Source organism: uncultured Nisaea sp., from assembly GCF_963974195.1.
Lineage (GTDB): Bacteria > Pseudomonadota > Alphaproteobacteria > Thalassobaculales > Thalassobaculaceae > Nisaea.
The window spans coordinates 1-13,317 of record NZ_CAXBDC010000017.1 but is presented as its reverse complement, the minus strand read 5'-3'; the positions used below and the strand labels follow the sequence as shown (position 1 = coordinate 13,317).

Annotated in this window: 13 protein-coding genes and 1 pseudogene; 9 read left to right on the top strand and 5 right to left on the bottom strand. The window is 62.3% G+C overall.

What is annotated here, in order from left to right; genetic code table 11:
* Nucleotides 1-27: 27 nt before the first annotated feature.
* From AAC126_RS05855 to AAC126_RS05840, 4 genes are read left to right on the top strand one after another with little or no spacing between them, the layout of a single operon-like run.
* Nucleotides 28-765: a GntR family transcriptional regulator gene (locus AAC126_RS05855; protein ID WP_339850975.1), complete on the top strand. Its 738-nt coding sequence runs from the start codon at nt 28-30 to the stop codon at nt 763-765.
* A 22-nt stretch (nt 766-787) separates the two neighbouring features.
* A complete protein-coding gene (locus tag AAC126_RS05850) occupies nt 788-1,765 on the top strand; it encodes a TRAP transporter substrate-binding protein (RefSeq protein WP_339850972.1) in 978 nt (325 codons plus the stop codon).
* Nucleotides 1,765-2,295 carry a TRAP transporter small permease gene (locus tag AAC126_RS05845; protein ID WP_339850969.1) on the top strand — a complete coding sequence of 177 codons (531 nt, stop codon included), beginning with the start codon at nt 1,765-1,767 and terminating at the stop codon, nt 2,293-2,295. Before AAC126_RS05850 ends, AAC126_RS05845 begins: the two co-directional genes overlap by 1 nt.
* Nucleotides 2,295-3,554, top strand: a complete 1,260-nt coding sequence (locus AAC126_RS05840; RefSeq protein WP_339850966.1) for a TRAP transporter large permease — start codon at nt 2,295-2,297, stop codon at nt 3,552-3,554. The genes AAC126_RS05845 and AAC126_RS05840 overlap by 1 nt, the downstream gene beginning before the upstream one ends.
* A gap of 167 nt (nt 3,555-3,721) precedes the next feature.
* On the opposite strand, the gene AAC126_RS05835 is transcribed toward AAC126_RS05840, so the two are convergent.
* Nucleotides 3,722-4,738: a 1-aminocyclopropane-1-carboxylate deaminase gene (locus AAC126_RS05835; RefSeq protein ID WP_339850963.1), complete on the bottom strand. Its 1,017-nt coding sequence runs from the start codon at nt 4,736-4,738 to the stop codon at nt 3,722-3,724.
* A 144-nt stretch (nt 4,739-4,882) separates the two neighbouring features.
* Here AAC126_RS05835 and AAC126_RS05830 point away from each other — a divergent pair, with 144 nt between their 5' ends.
* From AAC126_RS05830 to AAC126_RS05820, 3 genes are all read left to right on the top strand, one after another.
* The gene (locus tag AAC126_RS05830; RefSeq protein ID WP_339850960.1) at nt 4,883-5,362 is read left to right on the top strand and encodes an Lrp/AsnC ligand binding domain-containing protein; all 480 of its coding nucleotides are present in this window, start codon (nt 4,883-4,885) and stop codon (nt 5,360-5,362) included.
* Between the two features lie 128 nt (nt 5,363-5,490).
* Entirely contained in the window at nt 5,491-5,883 is a 393-nt protein-coding gene (locus AAC126_RS05825) for a hypothetical protein (RefSeq protein ID WP_339850957.1), read from the top strand.
* A 151-nt stretch (nt 5,884-6,034) separates the two neighbouring features.
* Entirely contained in the window at nt 6,035-6,829 is a 795-nt protein-coding gene (locus AAC126_RS05820) for a phytanoyl-CoA dioxygenase family protein (protein ID WP_339850955.1), read from the top strand.
* 124 nt (nt 6,830-6,953) lie between these two features.
* Here AAC126_RS05820 and AAC126_RS05815 read toward each other — a convergent pair whose 3' ends face one another.
* Nucleotides 6,954-8,087: a M20/M25/M40 family metallo-hydrolase gene (locus AAC126_RS05815; protein WP_339850952.1), complete on the bottom strand. Its 1,134-nt coding sequence runs from the start codon at nt 8,085-8,087 to the stop codon at nt 6,954-6,956.
* 313 nt (nt 8,088-8,400) lie between these two features.
* Here AAC126_RS05815 and AAC126_RS05810 point away from each other — a divergent pair, with 313 nt between their 5' ends.
* Together AAC126_RS05810 and AAC126_RS05805 are read left to right on the top strand one after the other, a co-directional pair.
* Nucleotides 8,401-8,763, top strand: coding sequence for a hypothetical protein (locus AAC126_RS05810; RefSeq protein ID WP_339850949.1), 363 nt, complete (start codon nt 8,401-8,403; stop codon nt 8,761-8,763).
* Nucleotides 8,764-9,475: 712 nt separating this feature from the next.
* A complete protein-coding gene (locus tag AAC126_RS05805; protein ID WP_339851072.1) occupies nt 9,476-9,766 on the top strand; it encodes a GIY-YIG nuclease family protein in 291 nt (96 codons plus the stop codon).
* A 71-nt stretch (nt 9,767-9,837) separates the two neighbouring features.
* Here AAC126_RS05805 and AAC126_RS05800 read toward each other — a convergent pair whose 3' ends face one another.
* The 3 genes and pseudogenes from AAC126_RS05800 to AAC126_RS05790 form a co-directional block, all read right to left on the bottom strand.
* Nucleotides 9,838-11,895, bottom strand: a complete 2,058-nt coding sequence (locus AAC126_RS05800; protein ID WP_339850946.1) for an ASKHA domain-containing protein — start codon at nt 11,893-11,895, stop codon at nt 9,838-9,840.
* A 47-nt stretch (nt 11,896-11,942) separates the two neighbouring features.
* A complete protein-coding gene (locus AAC126_RS05795; protein ID WP_339850944.1) occupies nt 11,943-12,848 on the bottom strand; it encodes a methyltetrahydrofolate cobalamin methyltransferase in 906 nt (301 codons plus the stop codon).
* A 37-nt stretch (nt 12,849-12,885) separates the two neighbouring features.
* Nucleotides 12,886-13,317, bottom strand: a pseudogene (locus AAC126_RS05790) (methylenetetrahydrofolate reductase); the annotation flags it as partial.

Below are 13,317 nucleotides of genomic sequence, written 5' to 3'. Positions count from 1 at the left end.
GAAGCATAGAAATCAAGGAGAGGAAAAATGACGGCATCCGCACTTACAGGCGATGACCGGATTCCGATTTATCAGAGGCTGGCAGACACCCTGCGCAGATCCGTCATCGATGGCGGATTGAAGCCGGGGGACCGGGCTCCATCGGAAAACGTGCTCGCCGAGGAATTCGGCCTGGCGCCCGGAACCGTGCGCAAGGCACTGGACGTTCTGGTCACGGAAGGCGTCTTCGAACGCTTCCAGGGCAAGGGCACCTTCGTGCGCCAGCCCAGCTTCGACACCTCCCTGATGCGTTTCTTTCGATTCCGAGGACCGGACGGAAAATTCACGGTCCCCGAAAGCCGGATTCTCCGGCGCGAGATCGAGCCGATGCCAAGTCATGTGGCGCTTGCCCTCGAGTTGCCTCCGGCGACGCCGGGTATCTCCATGTCCCGCCTTCGCCTGCATGAGGGCGTGCCCGTCGTGGCGGAGGAGATCTGGCTCGAACATGAACCCTTCAAGGCTTTTGCCGACCTCCCTGCGGAGGATATCGGAGCCCTGATCTATCCGGTCTATGACACGCTTTGCCAGAAGCGGGTCGCACGGGCCGAGGAGGCGCTGACGGTCGAGGTCGCAGCACCTGAAATTGCCCGCCTGCTCCGGGTCTCGCCCGGAGAGCCTATCGTCGTTATCGACCGCCTCGCCAAGGGTTACGACAACAAGCCCATCGAATGGCGCCGTTCCCGAGGCCGGGCCGACCAGTTCCATTACCACACTGAAATCCGCTGAAATCTTCATCCAGGAGGAAACCATGAAGCTGTTCACGCGTACCGCCCTTGCGGTGCTTGTCGCCGCTGCAACCGCCAGCGCTGCCTGGGCCGATGCCCGGGAAGTCCGGATCGCCAGCCACGTCTCCGAATTCTCGCCCCTGCATGCACAATCCAAGTTGTTTGCCGAGGAAATCGAGAACCGCCTGCCGGGTCAGTTCGTCTTCAAGCTCTATCCGAGCGGCCAGCTCGGCAAGGAGAAGGACCTGATGGCCAATGTCCAGGCCGGCGCCATCGAAATGATCAATGTGGCTTCTGGCGTGATGAAGCTGGACAAGAAGCTCGGGGTCTTCGACCTGCCGTGGCTGTTCTACAACCGGGAGCATATCCGCCGCGCCATGGCTGCTGGCCTCGAGGACGCGGTGCGTTCGCGGATCGAGGAAGTCGGCAATGTGAAGGTTATCGGTGTTTACGAGAACGGCTTCCGTCATGTTCTCAACACCCAGCGCCCGATTGTCGAGCCGTTCGATCTCGAAGGCCTGAAGATCCGGATCTCGGGCGGCAAGTTCCGCCAGGGCGTGTTCCAGCAGATGGGCGCGCAGCCGCAGAGCGTTTCCTGGGGTGAAACCTTTACCGCCCTGCAGTCCGGCGTCGTCGATGGGGCCGAAGCCGCGATCTACGGTTTCTACGAGCAGAAGCAGTACGAGGTCGCCAAGTATCTTTCCCTGACCAGCCACGTCTATACGCCGTCCTTCCTGCTCGCCTCCACGCGGTTCATGGACAGCCTGACGGATGAACAGCGTGCGGTTTTCATTGAGGTCGGGCGCGCGATCACGGATCACGCCTACAAGATCTCCGAGGAACTCGAGCAGAAATATATCGGCGAGATGAACGTGCAGACGGAAGTCAACGCGGTGGATCTCGAGAAATTCCAGGCAGCGACGGCCAAGAGCTATGACGCCTATATCGAGAGCCAAGGAGACGATTATCTGAAGTTCGTCCGCGAAACGGCGAAAAAATAATGCTCCGGATGATCGACAGGGCAGCCGAGGCGCTGGCGATCATCGCCTTCTCCGTCTCCTCGGCATTCGTGTGCCTGAACGTTCTGAACCGTTATCTGGTTCTGGGCCTCTTCAGGGACCTGGTGAAGGACTTCGAGAGCCTTCGCCCCGTCTACTTCGCTGTCCGGGACCTTCTTTCCAGCGTCGTCGTCACCGCTGACGAGGTCCCGGGCCTGCTCCTGGTCTGGGTTGCCTTTCTCGGCGCCTATCTCGCCATGCGGCGCGAGGGCCATATCGCCTTCGACATGGTGCTGGAAAGCCTGCCGAAGTCAGGCCGCAGGATCGTCGAGGGAATCAACACCCTGCTGATATCCGGTTTCCTCGTCATGCTCGGATGGCAATCCGTCCGGATGATCCGGATTTCCGGCGCGACCGAGATCGAAACCGCCGAAATCGGCCAGGGCTGGTTCATGCTGATCCTGCCGGTTGCGGCCGTGCTGATGCTGATCGCGGTGATCCACCGCTTCGTCGGCCAAAAGGGACAAAGCTGATGGCCTGGATCGTCGTACTTCTGCTTTTGACCCTGATCTTCTTCGGGATGCCGATCGGCTTTTCGCTGATGATCGCCGCGGTCATTGCCATGGCCGTCTCGGATATCGATCTGATCATGGCGCCGATCCAGCTCTTTTCCGGCGTCAACAAGGTCGTTCTGCTGGCCATACCGCTCTTCATCTTCATGGGCGAGCTGATGGGGGCGACGTCGATCTCCGACAGGATCATCGCGCTGGCCCGCGCTCTCGTAGGATGGATGCGGGGCGGCCTCGCCCATGTAAACGTGGTGACCTCCATGTTCATGGCCGAGATGTCCGGCTCCGCCGTTGCCGACGCAGCGGTGATGTCGAAGATCTTCGTGCCGTCGATGGAAAAACAGGGTTACCCGAAAAGCTTCGCCGCATCGGTGACGGCGACCAGCGCCACCCTCGGCATCATCATCCCGCCCTCGATCCCGATGGTGCTGTACGGCGTCACCACGAACACCTCGATCAAGGATCTGTTCATCGCCGGCATCATTCCGGGCCTGTTGCTCGGCGGCGCTTTCATGATCACCAGCTATATCTTCGCCCGCCGGGAGAACCATCCGGTTGACGAGCGCTTCGAGCTGCGCCGTCTCGGCCTCGCCTTCGCCGGCGCCGCCGTTCCGCTGCTGATCCCCCTCCTGGTGGTGGGCGGGCTGATCGGCGGTTTCGTCACGCCAACGGAAGCCTCCGCCCTTGGGGCCGCGGCGGCGCTCTTCTATGGCTGGGTACTGCGCCGTGATCTGACGGCGAAGAAGGTCTACGCGCTGACCGCCGTCACCGTCCGGCAGACCTCGGTGGTGATGATGATCATCGCCGGCTCCGCCGTGCTCGGCCAGTATCTCGCGAACGAGCAGATCCCGCAGGCCATTGCCTCCGGCCTCGGCGGGCTGACCGAGAGCTTCATCTTGCGGATGCTGCTGATCAACGGCTTCCTGCTGCTGCTCGGCATGTTCCTGCATGCATCGGCCGCGATCATCGTCGTCGTCCCGATGCTGCTGCCGCTGAGCCAGCAGATGGGCATCGACCCTGTGCATTTCGGGGTCATCGTCTGCCTCAATCTCGGTATCGGCCAGCAGACCCCGCCGGTCGCCTCGGTGCTGCTCACGGTCTGCTCGACCACCGGGCTCCGGATCGAGCAGGTCATGGGCTATTGCAAATGGTTCATTCTGGCGATGTTTGTGACCCTGATACTGGTCAGCTTCCTGCCGGTCACGGCCCTGGCGCTGCTCTAACGCGGCCAGCGAAACAGAAAAAGCCGGAGGCATGTGCGCGCAGCGCGGCCTCCGGCTTTTCTTGTTTTAAAGCTGTCTGCTTTCCCGTCCCCCCATCTCCACCTTCTCGCTTCTGCGGGAACGACGGTTAAGGAAAAAGGGAGGTGGGTTTTAAAGCCCCGTGTCCCTCACCCGTTCCGGTAGGTGTAGCTGTAACCGTTCAGCGCGGGGGCACCGCCGAGATGGGCATAGAGCACCTTGGAGCCTTCCGGGAAATAGCCCTTCTTCACCAGATCCATCATGCCCTGCATGGATTTGCCTTCATAAACAGGGTCCGTGATCATCGCCTCGGTCTGGGCGGAGAAGCGGATGGCCTCGTTGGTCTCCTTGCTGGGCACGCCATAGGCCGGGTAGGCGTAATCTTCGAGAATAACGATCTCGTCGTCGCGCACCTTGCGGCCCAGCTCGACCAGCTCAGCCGTGTTGTCGACGATCTCGCGGACCTGCTCGCGGGTCTGCACCGGCGTCGCGGAGGCGTCGATACCGATCACCCGGTCGGCGCGGTCATCCGCCGCGAAGCCGACGATCATGCCGGCCTGGGTGGAGCCGGTGACGACGCAGACGACGATATAGTCGAACTTGATCCCCATTTCGGCTTCCTGGGCCCGGACTTCCTCGGCGAACCCGACATAGCCGAGGCCACCGAACTTGTGCACCGAGGCACCGGCCGGAATACCATAGGGCTTGCCGCCCGCGTCCCGGACGTCCTGCATGGCGTCTTCCCAGCTCTGCCGGATGCCGATATCGAAGCCCTCGTCGACGAGGCGGCTGTCAGCGCCCATCAGGCGGGTCAGCAGGATATTGCCGACCCGGTCATAAACGGCGTCCTCGTGCGGCACCCAGCTTTCCTGCACCAGCCGGCATTTCATCCCGAGCTTGGCGGCGACGGCGGCGACCATGCGGGTGTGGTTCGACTGCACGCCGCCGATGGAGACCAGTGTGTCCGCGTTCGAGGCGATGGCGTCAGGGACGATATATTCCAGCTTGCGCAGCTTGTTGCCGCCCATGGCGAGGCCGGAATTGCAGTCGTCCCGCTTGGCATAGATCTCGACCTTGCCGCCGAGTGCCTCGGTCATGCGCGGCAGATGTTCGATCGGGGTCGGGCCGAAAGTGAGCGGGTAACGCTCGAATTTCTGAAGGTTCATGGGTTGGCTCCTGTCACAAAAAAAATGCGCAGGAACGCTAACAAAGAGAAACCGGAAGGTGCTTCCGTTATGCAGCGCCTGATTTCATGAAACTCGATGTAAGGCCGGATAGGTGATGTTATTCTCTCAAATATGTGAATTAAAATGAGAGAAATGACCGTGCCTGCAGAACTCGACCGAACGGATCGCAATATCCTGCGCCATTTGCAGCAGAACGGGCGCCTGAGCAATGCCGAGCTGGCCTCTCTGACCAACACCAGCCCGGCCACCTGTCACCGCCGGACCCAGCGGCTGTTCGAGGACGGCTATATCTCCTCCGTCCGGGCCCATATCGCGCCAGAGAAGGTTGAGCGCGGCACTCTCGTGATGGTCGGGGTCGTGCTCGACCGCTCAACGCCGGAGAGCTTCGGGGAATTCGAGGCGGCGGTGACCAAGCTGCCCTTCATTCTGGACTGCCATCTGGTGGCTGGCGATTTCGACTATTTCCTCAAAATCCGGGTGAGTGACATCGCCGACTTCAATGGCATGCACGGCTCCAAGTTGATCGCCCTGCCGGGGGTTCGGCAGACCCGCACTTTCTTCGTCATGAAGGAAGTCACCGACAACGCCCCCTTGCTGTTCTGACCGCTCTCCGGCCCGGGTACCTGGCCGGAAGCAGATCCCGCGTCAAGCGGCGCCTTTTACCCGGTATTAAGAAGTCCCCCCTATGGTCGGCTCTCCCCAAGGTCACCCAGAGTCTGAACGATCGATCCATGCCACGCGAAATTCGAACAATCATTCTGAACGACGCCGAGTTGACCGGTGCGATCGATTCTTTCCGGCGGGTCCGCAAGGACCTTCTGCCGCCCGGCACCGTACACGGCATCGAAGCTCAGCCGAACGGTGATATTCTGATCGCGATAGAGATGAAGTTTGGCCCGAATGTCCGCAATGACAGCTTCATTCTGGAGCAGCAATATGTGGTCGAGGCTTTTGTCAGATTCTGCATTGAGACCAACGTCATCATCCCGCGCGGCGGCACGAAGAAAATTTTGCGGACCGAGAAGGAATGGATCCTCGAAATCCGTCTGAAGAGCAGCGAGATGGCTCATCAGACTGCCTATGCGGACTTAAAGAAGCAGGAACTCAAGAAACTGCCGGGGTAGGGACGTAAGGAGGCGCGCGCCCTCTCCCTCCTTCACGACGCGCAGAATTCCGGCCTCTGCGCCCCGAAAAATAAACATTATTATTTTTCCGGATGATGCCGCACGATTGCCTGTGACATCGGCAATTCAGTGCAACATCGCGGGTACTTTCATGACCAGCCATCTCTCCCCGGACAGTATCGAGGAATTCCAGACCAAGGGTGCGACGGTCCTGCGCGGCGTGTTCTCGGACTGGATCGAGACCCTGAGCAAGGGCATCGCCTACAACATGGAGCATCCCGCACCCAACGTGCGGAATTACCAGGCGGAAGAGGGCGGCCGGTTCTTCGTCGATTACTGCAACTGGGACCGTGTCGCGGAATATCGCGACTTCATCTTCAATTCACCGGCGGCGGAAATCGGCGCGGAGCTGATGGGCAGCAAATCGGTCCGTCTGTTCCATGAGCATGTGCTGGTAAAGACGCCGAAGACCGGCATCCCGACCCCGTGGCACCAAGATCTCCCCTATTACTGCCTCGATGCGAGCCAGACCGTCAGCATCTGGATCCCGCTCGACGAAATCCCGCGTGACCGGACGCTTGAGTTCGTCGCGGGCTCCCACCTCTGGGGCAAATTCTATCGCCCGCAACGCTTCGACGGCACGGCACTGAACGAGAATGACGGGCTTGAGGCGCTGCCGGATATCGACGGCAACCGGAGCGACTACGACATTATCGGCTGGGAACTCTCCCCCGGCGACGCGGTGGCGTTCGACTACCGCACGGTCCACGGCGCCCCCGCGAATACGAGCGCCACGGCCCAACGCCGCGCCTTCTCCCTCCGGCTGGTCGGCGACGACGCGACCTTCGCCCGGCGCGAGGGAATTGTCAGCTCGCCGCCGTTCCCGGATGTGGCGCTCAAGCATGGCGCGCCGCTGGATGGTCCGGAATTTCCGGTGCTGCTTTAGGGGCAGGCCTCCACCTCCATATCCATTATCCCGGCCCCCGATCCGGGACCTTTCGGCGGGTACGGCCCGATGTTCGGCAAGGTCCCGGATCGGGGTCCGGGATGACGACCGTGGGAGGCGGCGATCAGCTCAGCGTTGCCAGCAGACCAGCCATCAGCTTGCCCCTTTCGGCGAGGCTCTCGATTTCGATATGCTCATCCAGCGTATGCAGGCCGGCGCCGCGCACCCCGAGGGAGTCGAGCGTCGGAATGCCCATCGCGCCGGTGAAATTTCCGTCCGAGCCACCGCCCGCCATATGGGCCGTGATCTCGAATCCCAGATCCGCGGCGAGGCTCTTTGCATGCTCGAACAGCGCCTTGTCGGCGGCGCTGGGCTCCCAGACCGGACGCGTGACGCCGCGCGCGACGTGAAAGCCGACATTCCCGTCGGGATCGTGCAGCGCCAGCATCTTCCCGACGCCCGCATCCAGATCTTCCTGCCGCTTGGCCATGGACAGCGCCTCGGCCGAGCAACCCGACGGCACGCAATTCACATGCAGCTGATCCGAGGTCACGCAGCCCACTGAAAAGGTGCAGCTGTCGGTGCTCATCTCCTCGATCTCAAGGATGCGCCGGGCCATTTCCCGCACCGCAGAGCGCCCGAGGCGCGGGTCGACGCCCGCATGGATCGGGGTGCCGGTGGTCCGGAGGTTGAAGCGCGCAATGGCATAGCGGCCCCAGACGAGGCCGCCGTCGGGGCGGGCCGGCTCGGGGACGAGCACGTATTTCTGGCGCTGCGCCGTGGCCTCGATCAGCTCCCGGGTCGCGGGCGTGCCGATCTCCTCGTCCGGCGTGAACAGCACGGTCACGGGCAGCGGCGTCTCGATGTTCGCGGCGGCCAGCTGCCGGATCGCTTCGAGCGACAAATAGTTGCCGCCCTTCATGTCCTGTATGCCAGGCCCCCAGCACTTGCCACCCTCGCGCCGAAAGGGCAGCCGGACAAGCGTGCCGACGGGATGCACCGTATCCATGTGCCCCGCGATCAGGATGCCCGGCGCGCCTGCCTTCGGATGTGGGAAGGTGGCGCGCACGCAGCCGCCGAGGCCCATGCGCCCGGGAATCCGCTCGATCGTCGCGCCCATGGAAGCGAGGTCATAGCTCGCAAGATCGATCATCCGGTCCACCGCCGCCGCGTCATGGGTCGGGCTCTCGCATTCGATCCACGGACGGAGGTCGTCGCACATGGCGTCGGAATCGAAAGGCAGGGCGTTGAAGTCCATGGTGGGTCTCCGCAGTTCGGGGAATGGGGCGGGGGATACGAGGGGAGAAGAAGAGGCGGTTTGGGGAGTGGGGCACGAGGCTCTGTTCGAAAGGAAGCCCGATGATGCGCGGTGCCTTCTCGGTCAATCAAGTTTTATGTCCCCCGCAATAGCAGCTGTCCTCCATGACTTGATCTGGGACCGACTGCCGCCGCAGCGGTTTTGCGAAATTCGCAGCTGGCGATATCTGATTAGAGCACGGCCCGATTTATGTTGTTTGTCCCCACTTTTCGTGATGAATATTTGTTGCAATCAATGGTGGTTGGAGAGTTCGATGAAGATATTGATTCCTTTGATGGCTATTGCGTCAGTTTTTTTCTCGTTGCTTTCATCATCCGCTGACGCGGCACAGGCCATATGCGCCAATCCCGATTTGCCCGGCTTCAATGTGACCGGTCAGTCGGTTCAAACGCTAATCGACCAGAATGGAGCGTCTAAGTCATACACGATCATGATCTGCGGTTGTGAAGGGAACGGCGGCGCAAACCTAGTTTCCGGTGCTGTTATGTCGACAATATATGTGGGTGCCGGCGCCTGTGCCGTGGCGGATAATGTCAACGCAGTCCTGATTCAAGTTAAAGGTGCAGGCAGCGGTGAGTCGTTGAGCGGGGTCTTTAAACTGGAATTGTCCGAATGATGGTTTCTTGAAATCTAATTCACTTTGATTCGCCTATTCGGCTCGGGATTGCTTCTGGGCCGGTTTGCAGTCCGGGTTTTCGCTACCGCGGAGCGATCGTAGTTGGGGAATTAAGGTGTGTGTCCCTTTAATTACCAAAGGTGCCGACGGGATGCACCGTATCCATGTGACCGGCGATCAGGATGCCCGGTTTGCCCGCCTTGGGATGCGGGAAGGTAGCGCGCACGCAGCCACCGAGGCCCATGCGCCCGGCGGAATAAAGGGGACACAATACTTAATTCATTGACGGTAATTCGTCATCCTGGGCCTGATCCGAGATCCACATTGCCGCCGTCAATACTCTATGAAAAGCTGGGTCCCGGCTCTCCGGCCGGGATGACGGCCGTGTGAGAATTAAAGGGACACGTCACCTATTTGGGCGGCCCCTAAGGTCCTCTCGAATGTTTGCGATTATCCAATCAGATAGTGCGATGCTCTATGCCCCCTGGGTCCCGGCCTCCGCCGGGATGACGAACGGGGGATTGAAGAGCGTGGGATGACGGATGGAAGAGTTGTGGTGTGTCCGAGTGGAGGTGGTGCGGGTCTTCCCATCACCGTCACCCCGGCGGAGGCCGGGGCCCAGAGGAACGTGGAACGGGGTGTGTGATCAACGGGCTCTGCAAATCGCGTGGGGCGCTTTGGAAAATGGCTCAGAGCCTTCCATGGCTCCCGTATGCAGCCTTATCTCTACATCCTCGCCAGCAAGCGGAATGGAACCCTCTATGTCGGTGTGACATCCGATTTGCCGAAACGGATCGGGGAACACCGGGCGGGGATCATTCCGGGTTTTACGGCGCGCTATGGCGTCAAGCGGCTGGTTTATCTCGAAGCACACAGCTCCATGACCGAAGCCATCCGGCGGGAACGGCAGATGAAGGAGTGGCAACGGTTATGGAAACTTCGGTTGATTGAGCGCGATAATCCCCGGTGGCGCGATCTTTTCGAAGATCTGTTCGAGGGCTGAGCGGCTGGAGGCCAGGGGGACGTCTATGTTCCCTGGGTACCGGCCTGCGCCGGTATGACATTTAAGGGGGATTACCCCCGCCGCCGTCTCCGCCGTCCGCCTTCGTCTCCCGACTTCACCGCCACGCGCGGCACCGGCATCTTCACCGCCGCCGACAGTTTCGGATACGGGTCCGTCTTGTGCGGCAGGGCCATGGCGCCGACGAAATGTTCCTGGAAGCGGGGCTCGACTGCCGTTTCGACCTTTTCGATGGTGCGCACCACCCACTCGATTTCCTTGCGGGCCTGACCGTTGAGCAGGGCGATGCGGGCGCCGGTGCCTGCCGCGTTGCCGACGGAGACGACGTGTTCCAGCTCGCAGTCCGGGATCATGCCGAGGACCATGGCGTATTTCGGGTCGATATGGCTGCCGAAGGCGCCGGCCAGTACCACCCGGTCGACAGACTCCACGCCGAGCCGGTCCATCAGCAGCCGGGATCCGGCATAGAGCGCGGCCTTGGCGAGCTGGATGGCGCGGACGTCGCCCTGGGTCACCGAGACGGCATCGCTGATCCGGTAGGAGAAGGTGCGGCCGTCCGGGAAGACGCGGTCTGACTTTGCCGCCAGCGCGCCGTCGATCATGCCGTCGGTGGTGATCATGCCGGCCAGGAACATCTCGCCAATGGCCTCGATGATGCCAGAGCCGCAGATGCCGCTGATGCCGAGCTCGGCGACACTCTCCGCGAAGCCGTCCTCGTCCGACCAGCGGTCGGTGCCGATGATCTGGAAGCGCGGCTCAAGGGTTTCGGGATCGATCCGCACGCGCTCGATGGCGCCGGGCGCGGCGCGCTGGCCGCTTGAGATCTGGGCACCCTCGAAGGCCGGGCCGGTCGGGCTGGAGCAGGCGAGCAGCCGGTCCCGGTTGCCGAGCACGATCTCCGCATTGGTGCCGACATCGACCAGCAGGGTGATCTCGTCCCGCTTGTAGGGCGTTTCGGACAGCACGACGGCGGCGGTATCCGCGCCGACATGGCCCGCGATGCAGGGCAGGGCATAGACCCGGGCGCCCGGATGCAGATAGAGGTCCAGTTCGGCGGCGGTCAGCTCGACGGCGGTATCGACGGTCAGCGCGAAAGGCGCGCCGCCCAGCTCCGTCGGGTCGATGCCGAGCATCAGGTGATGCATGATCGGGTTGCCGACGAAGACCAGATCGACGATCTCGTCCGACCCGGCGCCGATCTCGGCCGCCGTCTGGGTCGCCAGATAGTTCACCGCCTCGCGCACGACGCGGGTCATTTCCTCGTCCCCGCCGGGATTCATCATGACATAGGACACCCGGCTCATCAGATCCTCGCCGAATCGGATCTGCGGGTTCATGGTTCCGGCCGACGAGAGCACCTTGCCGGTCGCCAGATCGCAGAGATGGCCGGACATGGTGGTGGAGCCGATATCGACGGCGAGGCCGTAGATCCTCTCCCGGAAGCCCGGCCAGACGCCGACCACCCGGTCATTGCCCCGGAGCGCGACCGTGACTTTCCAGGCGCCGTCGCGCAGGGCCTTCTGTAGGGTGGTCATGACCGCGTAGTCGCAGCTCACATCGTCGGCAATGCCCCAGTTCGGCCATTGCTCACGCAGGCTTTCGCACAGCCGCCGGAAGTCGCTCGACTGGTCATGCAGGTCCGGCTCGCGGACATCGACATAATGCAGATGGGTGACCGGGCGGATCTCGATATCCCGGACCTCGGCCCGCTTGCGCACGACCTGCCGGTGGACCTGGCTTTCCGGCGGAATGTCGATCACGCAATTGGCCAGCACCCTGGCGTTGCAGCCAAGGCGGCGGCCCGGTTTCAGGCCGCGCTTTTCGGCATAGCGCTGCTCGGACTTGGTCGTCTCGCTGATGCTGTTCGCCCGCGAGGTGATCTGGAACTTGGCGAATTCGCCTTCGGAAAGCTGGATCTGGCAGCGCCCGCACATGGAGCGGCCGCCGCAGACGGAATCGAGATCGACGCCGAGAGAGCGGGCGGCGTCGAGTACGGAGGTGCCGGGCGGCACGAAACCGCGCCGTCCGGAGGGGGTGAAGACGACATAGACGTCGTCCTGCCGGAAGTCGTTCGGTGCGCTTGTGTGGGCCGCGTCAGCTGATGCGTTCATGACCAAATTTCTATGCTGCCAATTCCCGTGCTCTTCAGGCCCGTCTTTTAGGCTCGTCTGCGCCGCCGCTCGCGACCGCCGCGTGCGCCGACGACTTCGCCTTCCGCCGGTTGTTCACGGAAACGCTTGATCCAGCGGCGGCATTCCGGGTCATGCCCCATCATCACGTCGGCACCCAGCACGGCGCCCATTTCCTCCGCATGCAGCGGATTCATGATGGCGGAGGTCATGCCGGCATGGATCGCCATGGAGAGAAAGGCGGCGTTCATGGCGTGCCGGTTCGGCAGGCCGAAAGAGACGTTGGAGGCGCCGCAGGTGGTGTTCACCTTCAGCTCCGTGCGGAGCCGGGTGATCAGATCGAAGGCGGAGCGGCCGGCGAGGTTGATTGCGCCGACCGGCATGATCAGCGGATCGACCACGATATCCTCGCGCGGGATGCCATAATCGGCGGCATGCTCGACGATCTTCTTCGCCACCTCGTAACGCACGTTCGGGTCTTCGGAGATACCGGTCTCGTCATTCGAGATGGCAACCACGGCGGCGCCGTATTTCTTCACCAGCGGCAGCACGGATTCGAGCCGCTCTTCCTCGCCGGTCACCGAGTTCACCAGCGGCTTGCCCTGATAGACGGCAAGACCGGCCTCCAGAGCGGCGACGATGGAGCTGTCGATGGAGAGCGGCAGATCGGTCAGGGACTGCACCAGCTTGATGGACTCTGCCAGGATCGCCGGCTCGTCCGCCATCGGGATACCCGCATTGACGTCCAGCATGGTGGCACCGGCCTCGACCTGGGCGAGGGCGTCCGCGCGCACCCGGCTATAGTCGCCCGCAGCCATTTCCGCCGCCAGCAGCTTGCGGCCGGTCGGGTTGATGCGCTCGCCGATGACGCAGAACGGGCGCTCGAAGCCGATCACGATTTCCTTGGTCGCCGAGCTGATGACGGTATCGGTCATTCCGGTTTTTCTCCCTTGAGGCGGCTGACGAGACGGGTCAGGAAGCCGCTGCCGTCTTTGCGGCCAAAGGGGCGGTGTCGAACCCGCCCTTGCTGTTGAAGCTGAAATCGCCCGCCGAAACCCGGTCGACCCAGGAAACGGTCTTGGCGAGGCCGCCGAACGGATAGAAATGCAGATGCCGGATCAGGCATTCCGGATCGGCCTGGATGCCGTCGGCGAGGCCGACCAGCAGCTTGTCCGGGGCCTGCACGGTCAGCAGGCGGGCAATGTTCCGGGTCTGCCGGGTCAGCACCCGCATGGATGGGCCGATGCCGGAGACCTGGGCGAATTTCAGCAATGTCTTCAGGCTGGCGAGGCCGGGCACGCCGATATGGATCGGCAGGGTGTTCCCGGCGTCCCGGATGCTTTTCTCCCATTTCAGGATGGCGCCCGCATCGAAGCAGAACTGGGTCTCGATATAGGTCTCGAT